Origin of the sequence: Corynebacterium sp. ES2730-CONJ (assembly GCF_024834055.1) — a bacterium.
Taxonomy (GTDB): Bacteria; Actinomycetota; Actinomycetes; order Mycobacteriales; family Mycobacteriaceae; genus Corynebacterium.
This window is the reverse complement of sequence record NZ_JANUXZ010000003.1, coordinates 77,524-96,470: the sequence shown is the minus strand read 5'-3', so window position 1 is coordinate 96,470 and position 18,947 is coordinate 77,524. Positions and strand designations below refer to the sequence as shown.

General features: G+C 53.1%; 19 protein-coding genes. 4 read left to right on the top strand and 15 right to left on the bottom strand.

What is annotated here, in order from left to right; all coding sequences use genetic code 11:
* Positions 1 to 420 precede the first annotated feature (420 nt).
* Positions 421 to 969 carry a hypothetical protein gene (locus NXS13_RS04495; protein ID WP_259078274.1) on the bottom strand — a complete coding sequence of 183 codons (549 nt, stop codon included), beginning with the start codon at positions 967 to 969 and terminating at the stop codon, positions 421 to 423.
* Positions 970 to 1,061: 92 nt separating this feature from the next.
* Entirely contained in the window at positions 1,062 to 1,715 is a 654-nt protein-coding gene (locus NXS13_RS04490; protein ID WP_259289427.1) for a hypothetical protein, read from the bottom strand.
* A 161-nt stretch (positions 1,716 to 1,876) separates the two neighbouring features.
* Here NXS13_RS04490 and NXS13_RS04485 point away from each other — a divergent pair, with 161 nt between their 5' ends.
* Entirely contained in the window at positions 1,877 to 2,353 is a 477-nt protein-coding gene (locus tag NXS13_RS04485; protein WP_259078277.1) for a hypothetical protein, read from the top strand.
* 97 nt (positions 2,354 to 2,450) lie between these two features.
* Positions 2,451 to 3,554 (top strand): DUF6882 domain-containing protein, encoded by a 1,104-nt coding sequence (locus tag NXS13_RS04480; RefSeq protein ID WP_259078279.1) that lies wholly within the window; start codon positions 2,451 to 2,453, stop codon positions 3,552 to 3,554.
* Here the strand turns inward: NXS13_RS04480 and NXS13_RS04475 are convergent.
* Positions 3,540 to 4,574, bottom strand: a complete 1,035-nt coding sequence (locus tag NXS13_RS04475) for a 3-hydroxyisobutyryl-CoA hydrolase (protein ID WP_259158259.1) — start codon at positions 4,572 to 4,574, stop codon at positions 3,540 to 3,542. The genes NXS13_RS04480 and NXS13_RS04475 overlap by 15 nt on opposite strands.
* A 98-nt stretch (positions 4,575 to 4,672) precedes the next feature.
* Here NXS13_RS04475 and NXS13_RS04470 point away from each other — a divergent pair, with 98 nt between their 5' ends.
* A complete protein-coding gene (locus NXS13_RS04470) occupies positions 4,673 to 5,494 on the top strand; it encodes an HAD family hydrolase (protein WP_259078282.1) in 822 nt (273 codons plus the stop codon).
* Between the two features lie 43 nt (positions 5,495 to 5,537).
* Here the strand turns inward: NXS13_RS04470 and ppk2 are convergent, their stop codons facing one another.
* A complete protein-coding gene (ppk2, locus tag NXS13_RS04465; RefSeq protein WP_259078284.1) occupies positions 5,538 to 6,359 on the bottom strand; it encodes a polyphosphate kinase 2 in 822 nt (273 codons plus the stop codon).
* Between the two features lie 161 nt (positions 6,360 to 6,520).
* On the opposite strand from ppk2, the gene NXS13_RS04460 reads away from it, so the two are divergent.
* A complete protein-coding gene (locus tag NXS13_RS04460; protein ID WP_259158257.1) occupies positions 6,521 to 7,177 on the top strand; it encodes a TetR/AcrR family transcriptional regulator in 657 nt (218 codons plus the stop codon).
* Here NXS13_RS04460 and NXS13_RS04455 read toward each other — a convergent pair.
* The 11 genes from NXS13_RS04455 to NXS13_RS04405 all read right to left on the bottom strand — a co-directional run bounded on the left by NXS13_RS04455 (position 7,172) and on the right by NXS13_RS04405 (position 18,945).
* Positions 7,172 to 8,962, bottom strand: a complete 1,791-nt coding sequence (locus tag NXS13_RS04455) for an ABC-F family ATP-binding cassette domain-containing protein (RefSeq protein WP_259158255.1) — start codon at positions 8,960 to 8,962, stop codon at positions 7,172 to 7,174. The genes NXS13_RS04460 and NXS13_RS04455 overlap by 6 nt on opposite strands.
* Entirely contained in the window at positions 8,955 to 9,872 is a 918-nt protein-coding gene (locus tag NXS13_RS04450; protein WP_396124748.1) for a 4-(cytidine 5'-diphospho)-2-C-methyl-D-erythritol kinase, read from the bottom strand. Before NXS13_RS04450 ends, NXS13_RS04455 begins: the two co-directional genes overlap by 8 nt.
* 1 nt (position 9,873) lies before the next feature.
* Positions 9,874 to 10,746: a 16S rRNA (adenine(1518)-N(6)/adenine(1519)-N(6))-dimethyltransferase RsmA gene (gene rsmA, locus NXS13_RS04445; protein WP_259078297.1), complete on the bottom strand. Its 873-nt coding sequence runs from the start codon at positions 10,744 to 10,746 to the stop codon at positions 9,874 to 9,876.
* A 51-nt stretch (positions 10,747 to 10,797) separates the two neighbouring features.
* Positions 10,798 to 11,571, bottom strand: a complete 774-nt coding sequence (nagB, locus tag NXS13_RS04440; RefSeq protein WP_259078299.1) for a glucosamine-6-phosphate deaminase — start codon at positions 11,569 to 11,571, stop codon at positions 10,798 to 10,800.
* A gap of 18 nt (positions 11,572 to 11,589) precedes the next feature.
* The gene (locus NXS13_RS04435; protein ID WP_259158250.1) at positions 11,590 to 12,717 is read right to left on the bottom strand and encodes an N-acetylglucosamine-6-phosphate deacetylase; all 1,128 of its coding nucleotides are present in this window, start codon (positions 12,715 to 12,717) and stop codon (positions 11,590 to 11,592) included.
* Positions 12,717 to 13,598: an ROK family protein gene (locus tag NXS13_RS04430; protein WP_259158248.1), complete on the bottom strand. Its 882-nt coding sequence runs from the start codon at positions 13,596 to 13,598 to the stop codon at positions 12,717 to 12,719. The genes NXS13_RS04435 and NXS13_RS04430 overlap by 1 nt, the downstream gene beginning before the upstream one ends.
* Before the next feature lie 9 nt (positions 13,599 to 13,607).
* Positions 13,608 to 14,297, bottom strand: a complete 690-nt coding sequence (locus NXS13_RS04425; protein WP_259158246.1) for a FadR/GntR family transcriptional regulator — start codon at positions 14,295 to 14,297, stop codon at positions 13,608 to 13,610.
* A 50-nt stretch (positions 14,298 to 14,347) separates the two neighbouring features.
* The gene (locus NXS13_RS04420) at positions 14,348 to 15,034 is read right to left on the bottom strand and encodes an N-acetylmannosamine-6-phosphate 2-epimerase (RefSeq protein ID WP_259158243.1); all 687 of its coding nucleotides are present in this window, start codon (positions 15,032 to 15,034) and stop codon (positions 14,348 to 14,350) included.
* A gap of 17 nt (positions 15,035 to 15,051) precedes the next feature.
* A complete protein-coding gene (locus tag NXS13_RS04415; protein WP_259078311.1) occupies positions 15,052 to 15,969 on the bottom strand; it encodes a dihydrodipicolinate synthase family protein in 918 nt (305 codons plus the stop codon).
* Between the two features lie 100 nt (positions 15,970 to 16,069).
* Positions 16,070 to 16,888, bottom strand: coding sequence for an ABC transporter ATP-binding protein (locus NXS13_RS04410; RefSeq protein WP_259078313.1), 819 nt, complete (start codon positions 16,886 to 16,888; stop codon positions 16,070 to 16,072).
* 11 nt (positions 16,889 to 16,899) lie between these two features.
* Positions 16,900 to 18,945 (bottom strand): dipeptide/oligopeptide/nickel ABC transporter permease/ATP-binding protein, encoded by a 2,046-nt coding sequence (locus tag NXS13_RS04405; RefSeq protein ID WP_259078452.1) that lies wholly within the window; start codon positions 18,943 to 18,945, stop codon positions 16,900 to 16,902.
* Positions 18,946 to 18,947: the final 2 nt, after the last annotated feature.

The window sequence follows — 18,947 nt, the reverse complement described above, 5'->3', positions numbered from 1 at the left end:
CCTCTCGTGGGGAATAGGTGAATCCTGATCACCGGACTGTAAAGCTATATTCGAAGAGTTCAAACTGATACCTAGGGGCATATGCGATCATATAGCGTGAGCCTTGGCCTACTGAGTGCAATGAAGTTCAGTATCTAGCGGCTGGCAGGGCCCCATAAACAACAGCCGGGCACCACTAACCGTTTCCTATATTGATTATGTGAGGCAGGCATCCAGTGATGCGTGCTGAGTCGGGCCACTTTTGCTCCTGAGCATTACGTCACTGTGCTAGCTTTACGCGATCTACTATCCCCTGAGCACCCCTCGACTCCTAGCAATAGTGCTGAACACGAGATGATACTAAGTGTCGAGGGCAAAAGCTCTCAATCCCGAGAATAGGAAATCCGCACCTTCGTGACAAAGGTGCGGATTAAACCACTGCTAGTTGAGGAAATACTCAACGACAAAAACCTGGCCTCTGCGCGCCGATGTAGCTACCCCAAATCCTCGCCCATCTGGATAATAGTTTGGGGAGTTTTTCAGCCACTTCGCCCGCTCGCGAGCTTGTTGCGGGGTATAGCGGTAAATATTTCCGGTGCCTTCACGCAGATGACTGCCGCCGCGTCCAGCATTGCCGTGGAATACCACTCGTCCGCGTGCAGCCTCATCAGCCCAAGCAGCAGCTATGCTATACGCCCGTTGATCAGGGGTATGCCCCATCTTTGCAAGGTGCTTTTCTGTGGCAGATTGCAAAGCAGCCCGCTCGTGAGTAGTGCGAGCGAGGGTGTCATCAGGACGCAACTCAGCAGGAACTGGGATCCTCAACTGATCGGCCACGTCGAGCAATTCCTTGGGCAGCACAAATTCGGAGCTTCCGCCTATCGCTGCTAAGTCTGAGCTACTCGGTGCAGGCTGGGCAGCTGCCTGAGGAGCTAATCCCATGACACAGGCAAGAGAGGTGGCGAGAGCGATATGGCGAATCTTTTTCATAGATCTATGGTGGCATAGTTCCGCATATTTTTACATCCCCGCGCCCGAAATTTACCGAACCGTTATGAGATGAACTCTGTGCTACCAACCACTTAAAGATGAAAGCTGCCCATAAGGATCAGAGCGATTCCAACAGTATAACCGGCAATCTGCGAAGCCAAACGCGGTCGTTCACGCATTGCCTGGAACAGGACCGCTGCACGCGAAGTTGGCCGAGATCGGATAGACACCATCATGAGAGCCGATAACGTCGGTAGTGACAGAGCAATACTGGCGTAAACAATCATTCCCAGATAACGGGTCATCCAAGAAAAATCGCCGGCGCTTAAGACTGCAATACCCGCAAAAAAAGGAACCGATGTAACAGATTGGGCGAGCCCAATAAATAGTCCCATAATTAGGGTACGAAAGCTGGGGGTATGCAAAGGTGGCAGGAACTTTGCGACCATCGCCTGGGAGTCCCCGCCGCGAGCCGTCATCACAATACTTAATATGCCCACAAAGATAAGCAACCAACCAAATATGGGCGAAGAAACCGCTTTCCGTACGACGTCGCCTAATTGGTCAAAAATAAACATCGTACTTAATGCAAGTAAAAAAACTCCCAACCAGTCACCAACAATGAGGACCCCCACCACGTGGCGATAACGGGAGCGCTCAGGCAGCATAATCCCCAATGCAACCACAATGCCGATGAGGAGGACGTTAAGCGAATCGAGGAATGCATAGGTTACAGCATGAAGCATTAAATACTGCCTTTATTTTTTGTGGGCTTCCTTTTGGTGTCCCTGACAGTCTAACGGGCATCCCTATTTTACGAGAGCCCCTCCGATAGAAAATGGGTTAGCAAGCTCGCATTTGATAGGCTGATAGCAATCTTTGTTGACTCTTCTGAAGGATTTCCGATATGAAAATTATTCCCCTCATTTGCGGGCTCGCCACCATAACCGCCCTTGCTGCCTGCGCTTCCGACGAAGACCACACAACAGCCGATTCAGGCACCAGCGTTGGCAGCGATGGTATTACCGTAGCCAAGCTCTACGACTATGTCCTCCCCTTGGGTGCAACGGAGATCGAGGATAAAACTGCCGCAGAGGGAACTTACTTCTGGGATGCCTACTACCCCGAGATGTCCACGGAAGCGCTCGCGACTTATATTTATTCCAACCCACCGCGCAAAGAGCTGGATATGACCCTTGTCTACGACCAACCGCTCAACGACGAATCCGAGACCCACGAGTGGTGCTGGCATACTCCCGCCAATGGCGAGGGAGTTTTTGAAAAAGTCATGATCTTCAACGTGTCTACTTACGAGGGTAAAACGCTCTTCTCAGCAGCTGCTGGAAGCGACACCATTGGTTGCGTTCAGCCTACAGGTTCCTAAAAGTCCTCTACGCTAAGATAAATAGCGGTATGTCCAGATTACAAGCTAGGTAACGCTGGTTACCTAGCTTGAAGTAATTCACCCTAGAGGAACCTCATTGTCTACCCACCTGCAACCACCTCGAACCCTCGATGACGTACGTTCAGATGGTTATTTCTCTGCTCTGCGCCGCGATTATGCCCTGCGGACCTGCTTGGGTACGTCCCCTAAGGTTGCTTATATGCGCACTGAATCCGGCTATGCGATTGACCTTATTGGGGCTGACCGGGCATTGAAGCTTAAGGGCCGAATTATCGGCTCACTCAACGCTGATCGGACTCATATTACATGGCTGGTTCCCCACCCCGATTTCGATTTTCTCTTCGCTCCCGCTTCAGATGAGCTCATCCAGGCGGCCCGGACGATTTTTGGACCAGGTTTGCTCTATCTAGCACCGCAGGATGACGGGACAACGGATCTCGTGCTAGCCGAAGATGCCGACTGGGGCGGTTTCTTGCCATCTATCGATGAAACACTCGCCCTTGGTTTGCGCTCCCTGCCACATTCCATAGATCTACAGCGAGCGCTGCTGTCTTTCGCGGCCTTCGAAAATATCAGGATTCGCGCCGACGATGATGTGATTGTCTTCGAAAACGGATCGCGCGTCAATCTAAGCTCGGGAACTTTAGAGTCGACGAACTCACTCAGCATCGCCGACGTTGTGGCAGATTCCTTCTACTTCAGTGTGGAACATCAACTCTTCTTCCACGGCGCATTTCCCCAGGCCAGAGTAACCTATGACGAGCAAACCCATCAGGCTCAGGTCAAGTTTCGCGGCAATTCCATTAATGCCCACGGGATCGTAGCTGGCTTCCTCAGTGGGGATACCTTCAGCTTCGCCCACTCCAGCGAAGCTGAGCTGCTACCGGTACGAGCCTTCGCGACAAAATACGCTATTCCTGAACTACTCCAACCTACTTCTATTGCTCGTGCCCAGGAACTAGGTCTTGTCCATGCTGTGAAGCGCATTGTAGGTCACTGGACTCACGTCTTTATTCCCGTGAATGAGTGCACCACTGCTCTCGTGCTTATCGACGCTCCCGCCTTCCATTTACCTCCCTATACTCCGGAGGCTGCGGCGGCCGCTCGATCCACACGTCTCCCGAGCGGCGTCGATAAGCAACGAGCAGAATTCGCCTACCGTCAACTACGACAATTCTAGTGCGGCTTTAATCGCATCCTTGTCCACATTATCGATGTGAGCAGGGCAGAACGAAGCATCGCGAGTTTTGTCCACGAGCACTGCTCGGACCCCCTCGGCAAAATCTGGGTGCTGGCGCTGATAGGCCCCCAGCCTCTCTTCTAAACGAAGTTCTTCCTCTATAGTGCTGGCTTCTTGGCTGCGAGTTAAGAGCTCGAGGGCGGCAATCATGGAGGTAGGACTTGCCACCTTGGTGAGGGTATCGAAACGCTCAGCGAGCTCGGGATAGGCAGTAAGTCGTCGTTCGATATCGGGCCATTCGGCCGCCGAAAAGACCTCCTCGATGGCCTCCGCAAATCTCGCAAGCTCCGATTCACCCTTCACTGGTCGAGCATAGCGATCAAGCGCTTGATCAATACCGTGGGCAATGATCGCAGAGCGCACACCTTCCATATCTGCGTGTTCGACATAATGGGTTGCAAAACCTGACCATAGAAGATCAGCTGGCCCCAGATGCCAGCCGCTGAGGAGCATAAATCGCGCGAGGGCTGGCGATGCGAAGCCTCGCTGCCCCACCATTCGTTGTGCCATATAGGCAACACCCACATCTGGGATGAACCCGATCGCCATTTCGGGCATCGCCGCAAGAGCATTTTCACTTATGATGCGGTGACTACCATGCACCGAAATACCCAAGCCGCCGCCCATGGCTACACCATCAATCAGCGCGATATACGGTTTAGTGCAGTGATGAATCTGAGCGTTCATGGCGTACTCAGCACGGAAAAATTCGTCGGCGCGCTCGGGATCGCCAGCAATAATATACTCTCGGGCGAGGCGCACATCACCGCCGGCGCAGAAAGCTTTGGAATTAGAATAAATCAGTATTTGGTCAATATCGGGATCGGCTTCCCAGATGCTCATATGCTTCGAGATAATAGTGACCATCTCGAGATTCAGAGAGTTAAGAGCCTGGGGGCGGTTAAGCTCGACAATACCGGTGCGATTTTCAACATAGGCACGAATCACGCTATCTGTCATAGGCTAAGTGTGACATATTAAAATGTGCTCCGCTAGCTAGCATCTTGTAAGGTAGCGTGGGCATTGCATGAACTTATCGAGAAAGGCACGCCGAGATAATGGGTAATCAGGATCCGCAGTACAAACTAGTCGTATGCGATATGGACGGCACATTATTAGATAGCGAACACCATATACCTGAGGGGTTTTGGGCTCTTCTTGATCGACTAACTTCGCAGTCCGTCGCCTTCGCTCCAGCCTCAGGCCGTCAGCTGTATACGCTGCTTAATCAGTTCGAGCAGGCATCCTACCCGGTTTCGGTCATCGCCGAGAATGGCACAATGGTCTACCACGAAGGTGAGATCATCTCAACGACAACGATCGCCCCTGAGGATGCCCACCGCATTATTGACATTGTTGACGCTCACCCAGAGATCGATTGGGGCCTTGCCCTGTGCCGCACAGATGGGGCATTTGTTTCACGCACCGACGAGGACTTCCTAGCTGAAGGTACCCGGTACTACGCCCGCCTCACCCATATCGAAGACCTTCATCAGGCAGTCAACGATGATGTTGTAAAGCTTGCCCTCTACAGCTTCGAGGACGTTGAAGATCGCGCCCATGACCTTTTTTCCGCGCTTCCTGATCACCTCGCTGTTGCAGTCTCCGGCAAGCATTGGATTGATGTCATGAATAAGTCTGCTAATAAAGGCAAAGCTTTGCGCGAGCTTGCAGACGCTATGGGCATCGATATATCCCAAACTTTAGCTTTTGGAGATTATCTCAACGACTACGAACTTATCGAGGCCGCTGGGACCTCCTATGTCATGGACAACGGTCATCAAAAATTGAAGGATATTGCCGACCATATAGCCCCTCCCAATAGCGAGCACGGAGTGCTCACTGTTTTAGACGAGCTATTTCCAGATTCCGATAAATAGGTTTTGCTAGTTATATGAGCAGCTAGCGCGGCCAGGTTTCATGTTATTCCTCCAAGCGTTTGGCTACATCTGGAACATAACGGAACTCTTCCCGCGGAGGGCGCTGATAGTCATACGACGATTCAGGCCTCTCGGGTATCTCCGGTAATTCCTGTTTAATATGCTCATACGGGACAGCCGAGAGAATATGGTTGATCACATTGATCCGGGAGCGCTTCTTATCCTCACTCTCAACCGTGTACCACGGTGCTACCACAATATCGGTGTGGATAAACATCTCATCTTTAGCGCGGGAATAGTCCTCCCAACGTGTAATAGATTTGAGGTCAATAGGCGAGAGTTTCCATCGGCGCAGTGGATCGTTACGGCGGGACTTAAAGCGCTCAATTTGTTCTTCATTCGATACCGAGAACCAGTATTTGAGCAAAATGATGCCATCTTCCGTTAACAGGCGCTCAAATATTGGCGCTTGATGGAGAAATTTCCGGTATTCCTCGGTTGTACAAAATCCCATGACGCGCTCGACGCCCGCCCGGTTGTACCAGGATCGGTCAAAAATAACGATTTCGCCGGCGGTGGGGAGTTTCTCCACATAGCGCTGAAAATACCACTGTCCCTGTTCTCTCGAGTTGGGAGCAGGAAGCGCTTCAATCCTGCACGAACGTGGGTTGAGATATTGGGTGATGCGCTTAATTGCCGACCCCTTGCCTGCGGCGTCGCGGCCCTCCATAATAATGACCACGCGGGCCCCTGTAGCTACCACCCACTGCTGCATCTCCACGAGCTCGGCCTGTAGCCGCTTCAGCTCTGCTTGGTAGGTCTTCTTATTCAGTTTCCGCGGTTTTTTCTCTTCTTTGTTGGACATACCTCCAATTTACCCGCTTCGGCGTGTTTACGTCGCTATACGTGCAGTTGCTGATCTCAAATAAGATGCCGAATAAAGTCTTAAAACGAAGGCGAATGTCAACGAGGTCGAAGTTTTAAAGGCATTCGAATATATAACTTAGGAGTAGTATTATCTTCGCTATGCCCGTAAAGAAGACTGGACCAAAGCCTAAATTCAATGAATCTGACCTAGTACGTATTGCTCTCAAACGTGGAGTGGATAAATTCACCCTTGCCGATATAGCTCGAGAACTAGGAGTTTCCAGTCCATCGCTATACCGCCTCGTTCAAACACGCAACGATATAGTGCATCTATGTTTAGAACACGGACTATCGCAACTGACCTTGCCGAAGGACGAGATGGGTTGGCAGGATGCCCTACGCTTTCTGGTTAAGCAATTATGGGATCTTTTTGAGCGTTATCCTGGTTTCGAGAAGGCCATGTTAGAAACTCCAGCAGCTCATGTGCATGCCCTCGACTACTACAGGGATATCTCAGGCTATCTCGTTGCAAAGGGTTTCCCCGTTGATTACGCCAACGTAGATTTTCTCATCACCATGTTAGGTGAGCTAACAGTCACCGGCCATATCGCCCACTCCACCCTGCAAAGGGTTCATGAGGGTGGCGAAACAGGACTCAATGAAGCCCGTGAGCGTATTTCTGGAATCTCTGATCAAGCTTTCAGCCCTCTCGAAAGCTGGATGGACGCTGGCAAGCTCGGCCAATATGTCGAGCGCATTATCCAAGCTGTCGAAGATCAGATTGAGCTCGAAAGGCTTCGTGCCCAACTGTCATAGCTCGAGCTGCTCTCCTCGCTCCATCCATTCCATTTCCAGGCCCTCAATATCCTCACGGATCACGCGGGCCTTCTCCCCTAATGTCATCAGTTCACTGACGTTATGAGCGGCGGCGGCCATCTGAGCATCAAGCTCGGTGAGCTGTTCGCGAAGTTTTTCCACCCTACGCTCGAGAGCTTTCATCTCCTTCTCAACGCGCCTTTTTAAAGCTGGGTCGATCTGCGGCTGCGGCTGATGCACCTGAGCTTCTCCGTGTTGAATGAGCCCAGAAGGAGTATCAGCTAGTATTTCCTGCCGTCGTTGTAAGTATTGCTCGATCCCACCAGGAAGGTTACTCAAGATGCCATCACCATAAAGGGCCCATGTGGAATCAGCGATACGCTCGATAAGATATCGATCGTGCGAGACCACGACAAGAGTTCCTGCCCAGTTATCCAGAAGAGATTCCAATTCCTGCAAGGTATCAATATCAAGGTCGTTGGTGGGCTCATCCAAGAGCAGCACATTCGGCTCAGCCATGAGCACTCTGGTTAGCTGCAAACGTCGGCGTTCCCCACCGGATAGGTCGCCCACTGGTGTACGCTGGCGCTTCGCGCTAAAGCCAAGACGTTCGGCTAGTTGAGACGCGCTGAGCTCCTTAGTACCTAGCTGTACATAGCTTGCCACTTCTTCCACGGCATCAAGGAGTCGAATATGTGGATCCAAATCGTCGAGTTCCTGACGCAGCCATCCTATGCGCACGGTTCGCCCTTCAATACGACGTCCAGCACTGAGTGGATAAGCACCAGCGAGCACTCTTAACAGCGTGGTCTTACCGGAACCATTGATGCCTACGAGGCCAATTCTCTCGCCGGGCCCTAAACGCCAGGTGAGATCTTCAACAAGAACTCGATGGTCCTGAGTTTCGATACGGGCATTTTCCAGCTCAATGACAACCTTGCCCTGGCGTTTCTTTGAAAAAGCCATGAGCTCCACGCTGTCGCGCGGTGAAGGGACATCAGCGATGAGCGCCTCGGCGTTCTCAATGCGATAACGAGGCTTAGAGGTGCGTGCGGGCGCTCCTCGACGCAACCACGCTAACTCCTTGCGGGCTAGGTTTTTACGGCGTTGCTCTACGGCATCGGCCTGGCGTGACCGTTCCGCGCGGGCAAAAATCCAATCGTTATAGCCACCGTCGTAGATGTCGACGTGACCATCGTGGACTTCCCAGGTCTTGGTCGCGACAGTATCGAGAAACCACCGGTCGTGGGTGACTACTACAACCGCGATTTTGCGGGCAACAATATGAGCAGCCAGCCACTGGACACCCTCAATGTCAAGGTGGTTGGTGGGCTCGTCGAGAACGACCACATCGAGTTCTTTAACGAGGGCTGCCGCTAAATTTACACGGCGTCGCTCCCCACCCGACAGCTCCCCCACTTTAGTGTCCAGCCCGAGCCGTGCAACCCCTAAACCATTAAGCACTTCACGTACTCGCGCATCACCAGCCCATTCAAAGGTGGCTAGTCCCAACGGACGCAACACGATGTCGGCTATGGTGGCCTGTGGATCAAGCTCAGCGCGTTGAGTAACTACCGCCATCCTCAGGTCCGTAGTATGACTTACTCGCCCAGAATCTGGAGGCTCGATCCCCGTGAGAACCTCTAACAGAGTAGTCTTTCCCCCACCATTTAGTCCCACTACGCCAATGCGATCTCCGGACTGCACACCTAAGCTCACCTCATCGAGAAGGGTTTTTAAGCCGAATGACTTCGAGACTTCTGCCAGATTGATGAGATTAGCCATGATGTATCCGTTCAATATATGCCCCGCGAGCTGGACCGGAAGCGATAGCAGTGCGGGCTAGGGGTGAGAGCGCACGGGCGATAGCGCGTGCGCTCTCTTCATGAGGACTGAGGAAAGCACACGTCGGCCCCGAGCCGGAAATTATGCCCCGAAGAGCTCCGGCGGATTGACCCGCGGCGAGAATATCTGCAAGTGCTGGTTGAAGTTTTAAGGCGGCGGGTTGCAAATCATTGCACATAGCTTCCGCCAATGCATCCGCGTCACCGAGTCGAAGCGCAGCTTCTGCCCGCGAGGAGTCCATATGGGAAATACGATCCATAGAATCCAGGGTACGAAAAACCTCAGGTGTGGATAGGCCGGTATCCGAAAAAACAAGAGCAAAGTGGAATTTACCTTTGGACTCACAAGGCCGGAGCTCATCACCTCTTCCTTGACCAAGAGCTACACCACCGAGGATAGTAAATGGGATATCAGCACCCAGCTGGGCACCTAAGGATAACAGTTCTGCCTGACTGAGGCGACCGCCCAGCATGTGGTTAGTGGCCACCATGGCTGCGGCGGCATCGGCACTCCCACCGGCCATTCCACCAGCTGTCGGAATACCTTTCTCAATAGTAATCTTGAGACCCTGTGTTTTACCGAGGCGCCCATAGCGCTGCAGCACCAGTTCGGCTCCCCGCCACGCGAGGTTACGAGCGTTGGTTGGCACCCCGGTCTCCGCGCAATCAAGAGTGGTGACCCCAACCCCCGTGGTGGCCTCGACGGTAATGGTATCGCTGAGATCGAGAGCCATGAAAACTGTAGAAAGCTCATGGTAGCCATCGTCTCGTATGGGCCCCACCCCTAAATGGATATTCACTTTGCCTTGGGCTTTGGCAGTTACTTTCGATATTTTAGGAACCTTCGGCACTTTAGATGTCGCTCCCCCCGGCGTGAGCCAAGCGAATAAAATCATTTATGCCAAGCTTTTCACCGCGAATAGCAGGATCAATTCCTGCACGTCTGAGAGCATTTTCGGCCTGAGCTGCCGATCCATAGAATCCTGATAATGCCGCGCGCATGGTTTTGCGGCGCTGGAGGAAAGCAGCATCAATAAGTGGAAATACCTGCTGCCTCAGAGAAAGATCATAGGGACGAGTGCAATCGATACGAACCAAGCCGGAATCTATTTTCGGTGCGGGCCAAAAGACGGTTTTACCGATGGAGCCGGCTCTTTTTACATCTCCATAAAAGGCAGCTTTGACGCTCGGGACACCGTAAACCTTACTGCCGGGTTTTGCCGCTAGCCTATCGGCAACTTCTGCTTGCACCATCACCAAAACTCGTTGGATTGAAGGAAAAGTTTTGAGCATATGCAAGATTACTGGCACCGAAACATTATATGGAAGGTTAGCAACCAGAGCCGTGGGGTTCGAGAGATCAGTCGAACTTATCCGCAACGCATCCGCTCCCATCAAGGAAAAACGAGAGGCGAAATCTGGGGCGTAATCAGCTATCGTCTGCGGTAATTGACGAGCCAAGTTTTGATCAATCTCGATAGCTGTCAGATGCTGCGCCTGGTCGATTAAGCCGAGGGTCAAAGAGCCTAGGCCGGGCCCCACTTCGACGACGTGCTCTGAAACACCTTCGTCATTGAGTCCAGCTGCATGAACGATCATGCGCACTGTATTGGGGTCGAGAAGAAAATTTTGACCCAGCTTTTTTGTCGGGCTCACCCCCAGATGGTCCGCCAGCTGACGAATTTCCTGGGGGCCTAGAAGTCGAGGCGGTTCGAGGGTCTCCATAGCAGATAAATGTACCCTTTTAGAGAATATTTCTCTAAAAGGGTACCGCCCTTATTTCTTCCACGCAGGGTTGTGATCAAAGGCGAAGCGGTAATAGTCCGCATGCTCGAGAAGTGATGCCGCCTCTTCGTCAACGATCACGGTAGCGTGATTGTGCAATTGCAGTACTGAGGCCGGGCATACGGATGCGAGCGGTCCTTCTACAAAATCTCGTACTGCCTGAGCCTTATTGGTCCCCGTGGCAAGTAACAGCAGATGTCGGGCTTCGGAGATAGTGCCCAGTCCTTGGGTGAGAACATGGATAGGAACCTCATCCTCGGATTCAAAGAAGCGAGCGTTATCCTTGATCGTTTGCGGATGCAAAGTTTTCAGACGAGTGCGAGAACGCAGGGAGGAACCTGGCTCGTTGAACCCAATATGTCCATCGGTTCCAATTCCAAGAAGCTGAATATCTACGCCACCGGCCTCTTTGATAGCGGCATCGTAGGCTTTCCCAGCCTCAGTGACATCTGGGGCTGTCCCATCGGGACTCTTCACCGCGGTGTCATCGATATCTATATGGGAGGTAAATTCGTTCCGAATGGTGGCATAGTAGCTCTGCTCATGTGTGCGAGGTAGTCCCACATATTCATCGAGGAGGAAGGCTCGGCATTGCGCGAAGCTTAACCCTTCTTCGCGATGACGACGGATGAGCTCACGATACATCGCCAGCGGGGTGGAACCAGTCGCTAGTCCCAACGTTGCCCCTTCGGTGGCATAGCCTTCGTAGACATCGGCTGCGCGCAGTGCCACTTGGTGGGCATCAGGCATAATGATAATTTCCATAATTACTAACTCCTTTTTTTAGTATGACAATTCTTTACCCAAGCGATAAACGCTCTGGATTGATAGATCCTCATCCATAATCACGAAATTGGCATCGCGGCCCATCTCTAGCTCGCCCGAGTTAAGCTGCAATAATGCAGCAGCATTTTGAGACACGAGGGGAACCATGTCGTCTAAGGTCCACCCTTTGGCGGTGTGCCGACGCAGTTGTTGGTGGATGGTGGACGTACCCCCGGCGATCGCTCCGCCGTGGGTGAGACGAGCGACTCCGTCGCTGACTGTCACCGGGAGTGCTCCTAGCACGTAGTCTCCGTCGCCCAAGCCAGCGGCAGCCATAGCATCGGTTATGAACATAGTATTATGAGGCGAACCATTGCGCACCATATTGACTATATGGTCATTAAGGTGAACACCATCGGCAACGACCTCTACTGTCACCAGGCCCTGCTCAGCGGCGTCGATAAGCGCGGTTGCTGCTCCTGGTTCACGGTGATGGATAGCTGGCATAGCGTTAAAAAGGTGCGTCGCAGTCACAGTCGCCCGCTTGCTGAGGGCATAATCAACAATCTCCCAAGTGGTATCGGCATCAGCGTTCGTATGCCCGAGGGAGACAATGATATTGTGGGCAACACACACATCGACAAGTTCCTTAGCATGAGCAGTTTCTGGGGCGAAGGTGACAGAGCGCATGGTGCCCTCGCTGCTGCTAGCAATCCGATTAAACATCTCTGGATCTCCGGGCATAATGGCATCAGGATCCTGAGCGCCACATTTACCTGGATTGACGAAGGGGCCCTCCATATGAATTCCGGCTATTTCACCCTCGTGAGTTAGTTGCGCAAGAATTTTTGTTTGCTCGGTCAGGATCTCCTCAGTTGCAGAAACTAGAGAGGCGAGCATCGACGTAGTGCCGTGCATAGCGTGGTAGCGTGCAGCTTTGCGACACCCAGCAAGGTCGGAGTTAGGGAAAGACTCCCCTGCCCCGCCGTGGTTATGGATATCAGTAAAGCCAGGGAAGAGAATGGGCAGCGAATCTGGATCCTCGTCGAGAACCCTCAGAGCCGAGATTGCACCGTCCGTTACCTCCATCTCCATGGGGGTGATTCCCTCACGATTAACGACACGTCCGCGGAAAATATCAGCCATTACGTATTGTCCTTTGTTCGAGCAAGATATGCGGCGCCCACGAGTGGTGCGTTAGTACCGAGAGTCGCCTGAATGCACGGAATATCCTTAAGAGAAGAAATGAGACCTGAACGCAGACCTTTTTCGAAGGGCGCGAGGGTTTCCGGCAAGGTTCCTACTCCACCACCGAGAACTACGGCGTCGACATCATAAGAGTTGATAAAACCGGCAATCGCCTGCCCCACGCACTCCTGGCTTTTATCGATAAGTGCGCGCGCCTCCTTGACCCCTGCTCGGTAGTCCTGCATTACCGGGTGCAAAGAATCGGTGCCATAGGCTTGAGACATCGCTGGACCTGAACCAACGTGTTCAATCGGAGCGCAGCCTCCCTGTGGAGTGGGTCCTAGGAGATAAGCGATTTCTCCCCGATTGAAGTGGGGGGAATCAATCAATTCGCCCCGACTAATCAGAGCTCCCCCGATGCCAGTGCCAATGGAGACAAAGAGAACTTCTTTGTCTGCACCGATGCCATAGACGGCTTCTCCCAATCCCATGACGCGCACGTCGTTATGAAGAGCGATGGGAAGCTGAAACTTTTCGGTGATACGTTCAGTAAGTTCGGTTCCGACCCAGCCTGGCATGGTGGGGCCCGCATATAGAATGCGGCCGTTCCCTACCACGCCTGGGGCTCCGATTCCGATGCGCTTTGGCTCCAGACCAGCTTCTTTGGCCAGCTCTCGGCTTTCTTGAATGGCGGCTATTACTTCGCGTAAGACTACCTGGCCACCCTCTTGAGCCAAGGTTGGACGAACGCTGCGAAATAGCACTTCTTTAGGCTTGTCATCGAGGACAATTCCCGTGGCAATTTTGGTGCCACCGATATCGACGGCAATGCTGACCATACTTTATCCTTAATTGAGTTTCGCCACTGCTTCTCGCAGCGGAATATAGTGATGGTGGACTGCAGTTTTGAAGGCCTCAACATCACGGGCGGCAACGGCTTTGACCATGACGGCATGCGATTCAATGGTGCGTGCGTAGTCCGAAGAGATATCAAGGCTGAGCATGGGCACCGTTCGGTCGTGAATCTGCCAAAGGGCGTCGGAAAGCTCCCGCATAAGTTTATTAGATGTTGGTGCTAGTAGCTGCCGATGAAACAGACGGTCCTCGCGGGTAAAATGGCCGCGGTTTTCGTAGCTCGAACGCATTTGTTCAACCGTGATGAGCATATCCTCGATACTTGCGGAAGTATGCTTGTCAATTAGTTCTGCGGCCAGTGCTGATTCGATAGCCTCCCGCGTAGCAACTACCTCGAGGAGATTTTCCCCAGCGTTACGGGGATCGAGAGTCAAACGCAGAACCATCCCACGTACCAGCGGACTCATGCTCATTTTCGAAATAAAAGTACCCTGGCCACGACGGATGTGGACGATATCGAGTGACTGCAATGTTCGCATAGCCTCGCGGACGGAGCTGCGCGAGCACTCTAGCTCGTCACACAGGGTAGTCTCGGAGGGCAATGCATCCCCCTCACGAAGTCCGTGGGTTCGGATATATTTTTCTATTCCGGCTACTGCCTGCTGGGTAGTACTCACAGCCATGAGAATATATCCTTTCTGCCACGGTATAAGGGGGATGGGGATCCCATCAATTAGTATTCGATAGCCTGACTAAACCACGAGGTAATCGAGGTGGGATGAGTAATGGCGGTGCCCACACAGGCAGCATGGATCGGGCGAGTAAATACTTCTTTGAGCTGACTTATGGTGTGGATGCGGCCTTCGACGATGATGGGTCGAGTGATGTGCTCACATGCAGCGTCGATAAGCTCGAAATCTGGTCCCGCGGTTTTTTCTCGATCACCGGTATATCCGGCGAGCGTCGTACCTATGAGATCAGCTCCAGCTTCCTCAGCCCGCAGGGCGTCATCGAGGCTACCGCAGTCAGCCATGATGGCGACTCCAGGGAATTCTTCGTGGATACTACGCACAGCATCGGCGAAAGACTCCCCTCCTAACCGGGGCCGATTGGTGGCATCAATAGCCACAATCGAAGCCCCGGCTAAGGCGCACGCACGAGCGTGAGCAGTAGAAGGGGTGATATACACTCCATCATGTCCGTACTTAATCAAGCCGATCACTGGGACTTCAACTGCCTGGCGCGCAGCTGAGATGTCGACGACACCCTGGACGCGAACCGCAACCGCTCCACCTGCAACTACTGCTTGACACATTCTGGCAGTGACTTCAGGAGTTCGCAGTGCCTCGCCTGGATAGGCTTGGCAGCTCACAATGAGCCCCTTTGTTTGCTCAATGATGCTGGTGATATCCGTGCTCATTATCGTTTAACCTTCTTCTAGAGAACGCCGTGAGCCTTGAGCAGTTCACCAATTCCTTGAACCACTTCCGCACTTTGAGTACGCACAGGAGCTGGCATCGTATTGCTGGTGAAAACGCCTTGGAGCATCAGAGAGGACTTGAAAGAACCTACGCCGGCGCCGTAGCCGTGCAGGTCTTGGGGTACGAAAACAATGCGCATCAGATCCGCAAGTCGATCCTGTTCGGCGCGTACGGTCTCCCAGTCGCCATTTTGGTAGGCGTTCCACTGGCGCACATAAGCTGCTGGATCAACGTTGCCCAGACCTGGAACTGCACCATCAGCCCCGGACAAATAAGCTCCGTCTACGACAACTTCGTGGCCGGTGAGGATGGTCAGAGGGTGGCCAGCGCGTTCGTTATCTTGGACCAAGAAGCGGAATGATACGTCGTCACCTGAGGAATCCTTAACACCAGCGAGAACACCTTCTTGTCCAAGACGTACGAGCAAGGTGTGCGGTAGTTTCGTGTGAACACACACTGGAATATCGTAGGCGAAAAGTGGCAACTCGCAGGCTTCGTGAATGAGGCGGAAGTGACGCTCAATCTCTTCGAGGCCCTGGAGTGCGTAGAAGGGGGCGGTAGCCACAATCGCATCGGCGCCGAGTTCCTGGGCGACCTTGGCATGTTCGATAACACGGTTGGTCTCTGTATCGATGCAGCCCACCAGCACAGGCACCCTGCCCGCGTTGAATTCAACTGCAGCAGCAATGATTTCCCGGCGCCGCGCGTCAGTGGAGAAAACGACTTCGCCTGAGGAACCGAGGACGAAAAGACCATGGCATCCTGCATCAATGAGTCTATCAATTAGACGTTTGAAGCTCTCGCGGTCGAAGGATCCATCTTCGAGTAGTGGGGTAACGAGCGGAGGGATGATGCCATGAAATTTCTTATTCATGATGATGTTAAGGACCTTTCCGAAAAGGAGAAAAAGATGAAGTATCCTCCAGTGCCCCGGAGGAGGAGGTTACGACCTCCGGGGCACACCGAGGGTGAAACTAGTAGAGCTTTTGCGATTCCTGCACCAATGAAGGAACTGCGGAGAGCAGCATCTTGGTGTAGTCATCATGGGCGTTGTTGAAGATATCGGTCGTCGACTGTTCTTCGACTACCGAACCCTTATACATCACCGCGATGCGATCAGAAATAAAGCGGACAGTATTGATGTCGTGGGAGATGAAAACCAAACCAAGTCCGAGGCGTTCCTTCAGATCTACGAGAAGGTTAAGTACCTGTGCACGCACCGAGACATCGAGGGCGGAGGTCGGTTCATCGGCGATGATGACATCAGGTTCTAGAACCAGGGCGCGAGCAATAGCCACGCGCTGGCGCTGGCCACCTGAGATCTGGCGAGGTAACACGTCGAGGGCCGACTGAGGTAGACCCACTAGATCGAGGAGCTCCTTGACGTGGGCAACGCGCGACTCCGGAGTGCCAATGCCGTGGACCTTCATAGGATCAGTTAACGCATCGCGGATGATCATACGAGGGTTGAGGGCGGTTGCGGGATCTTGAAAGACCACCGAAACAGCACGTCCAATTTCCTTGCGCCCTGAAGCATTGAAGTGCGCCGGTTTGCCACGGAAGAGAACCTCTCCCCCGGTAGGCTTCTGCAAGCCCACCATGACACGCGCTGTAGTTGACTTACCGCACCCTGATTCACCCACAATGCCTAGGGTTTTACCCTTAAACACCTTCATGGACACATCATTGACGGCATGAACCTTATCCGGCCGGAAGAGTTTACCAGTACGTGAGGTGTGAACCACGTGGACATTTTTCAGCTCAATAACAGGGACGTCCTGTGGAGAAGTCATGTCAGTGCTCCTTAACTCTTAGCAATCGGACGGTTGTGAGCGTCGAGGTATTCTGGAAGCTCCGCATACCAATGCTCGGGACCAACCTCAACGGGGACGGTACGGGTGTCGATACCCACAGTCGGGTGCGAGGAACGCGGAGCGAAACGATCGCCCGTAACAAATTCGCGAGGCGAAGGCACTGTGCCGGGTACCTGGTGGAGCCTTTCGGCTCCGGATTCGATCGAAAGCACAGCCCCCAGCAGACCCTTGGTGTATTCGTGGGTTGGGCTGGTCATAAGCTCGGCAGTTGGTGCCTGCTCGACGATCTGACCTGCGTACATAACGGTGACGCGATGCGAGACCGAGGCCACAAGGGCGAGGTCGTGCGATACGAAGACCATGGCGAATCCTAGCTTTTGTTGCAGATCGTGGAGCAGGTCAATGACCTGCTTTTGAACCGTCACGTCCAACGCGGTTGTCGGCTCGTCTGCGATGACCAATTTAGGATCGCGAGTGAGCGCCATAGCAATGAGCACACGCTGACGCTGTCCACCGGAGAGCTCATGGGGATAAGACTTCAAGGTGCGGTCAGGATCGAGGCCCACCAATTCAAGAAGGTCTTCAGCGGTTCGCGTTCCGCCGCGCGAGGTCAGTTGCTTCATCTGTGAGGAGATAAGCATCGAGGGGTTGAGGGAGCTCAGAGCATCTTGGTAGATCATGGCAATTTCATGGCCACGCAAGGAGTTGTGCTCCTTGGGATCCATACCGACTAGCTCGTGTCCGTCGAAAAGGATTGAACCAGTAATTTCTGCGGTATCAGGGAGCAGACCCATCACCGCCATAGACGAGATGGACTTGCCGCATCCGGACTCACCCACTAGACCCATAGTTTCACTCGGGCGAACGGAGAAGGAGACATTATCCACAATAGCCACATCACCGTGGGCTGCTGGGAACTTGATGGTGAGGTTCTTGACCTCGAGTAGTGGAGGTTGCGCGCTTTTCTCTGGGCTTAAGATGAGGCGATCATCGCGGGAGATTTCAGAAATGCGCAGCGCATCCAAGCGCTCGCCAAGAGATTCCTTCTGGCGAACATACTCGCTGACGATATACTCATTACGCTTTTCGACTTCATCCTCAGTTGCCCCGATGAACTTGGCATTACCGCGAGCTCGAGGTGCTGCTAACGCATCAGTGAGACCCTCGGAAAGTACATTCAGAGACAAGGTGGTGATCAAGATCATCAGACCTGGGAAGAATGTGGGCCACCAGAATCCTGAAGTCAAAAGTTGCTTACCGTCGGCCAGGATATTACCCCACGATGGAGCAGGTGGCTGAACTCCAGCTTGGATAAATGATAGCGAGGCTTCGAGTACGATCGCATCGGCTACCAGCACCGTCGCGAACACCATAATGGGAGCGATGCAGTTACGGGCAACGTGTTTAAACAGAATCCAGGACGTGCGAGCACCCATGACCTTGGTAGCGGAAACATAATCTTCACCAAACTGTGAGAGTACGTTGGCACGAACGATACGGGAGAGCTGCGGCACATACAGGAAGCCAATGGAAAAGACGATCACGCCGATTGTCTTACCGAGGGAGGCTACGAAAACAGCAACCAAAGCGATGCCGGGGAAGGACATGATGATGTCCAAAATACGCATGAGGATCTCGGAAACTACCTTGCCAGCTGTTGCTGCGATGGAGCCGAGGACCGCGGCGAAGACTAGTGCCATTGCGGTAGATAGGAGGCCAATGGCGAGGGAGTAGCGAGCGCCATAGGCTACACGAGCGAAGACGTCGCGGCCGGAGGCGTCGGTTCCAAACCAGAAGGTGGAATCTGGCGGAACGACTGGGACTAGTGCGCTATTAGCTTGTTCATCGCCAACCACCGAAGGATCGAAGGGAAGCGAGGTGGTGAGAGGATCAAATTTGGTGATCAACGGCGCGAAAATAGCCATGAGAATCACAAGGCCGAGCATACCAACGGCGATTTGCGAGCCTACGGGCAAGCTGGATTTTTTGAATCGCAATCCAGGCGTGCTGAGCTTTTGGGTCATCTTCTTGCGTATCA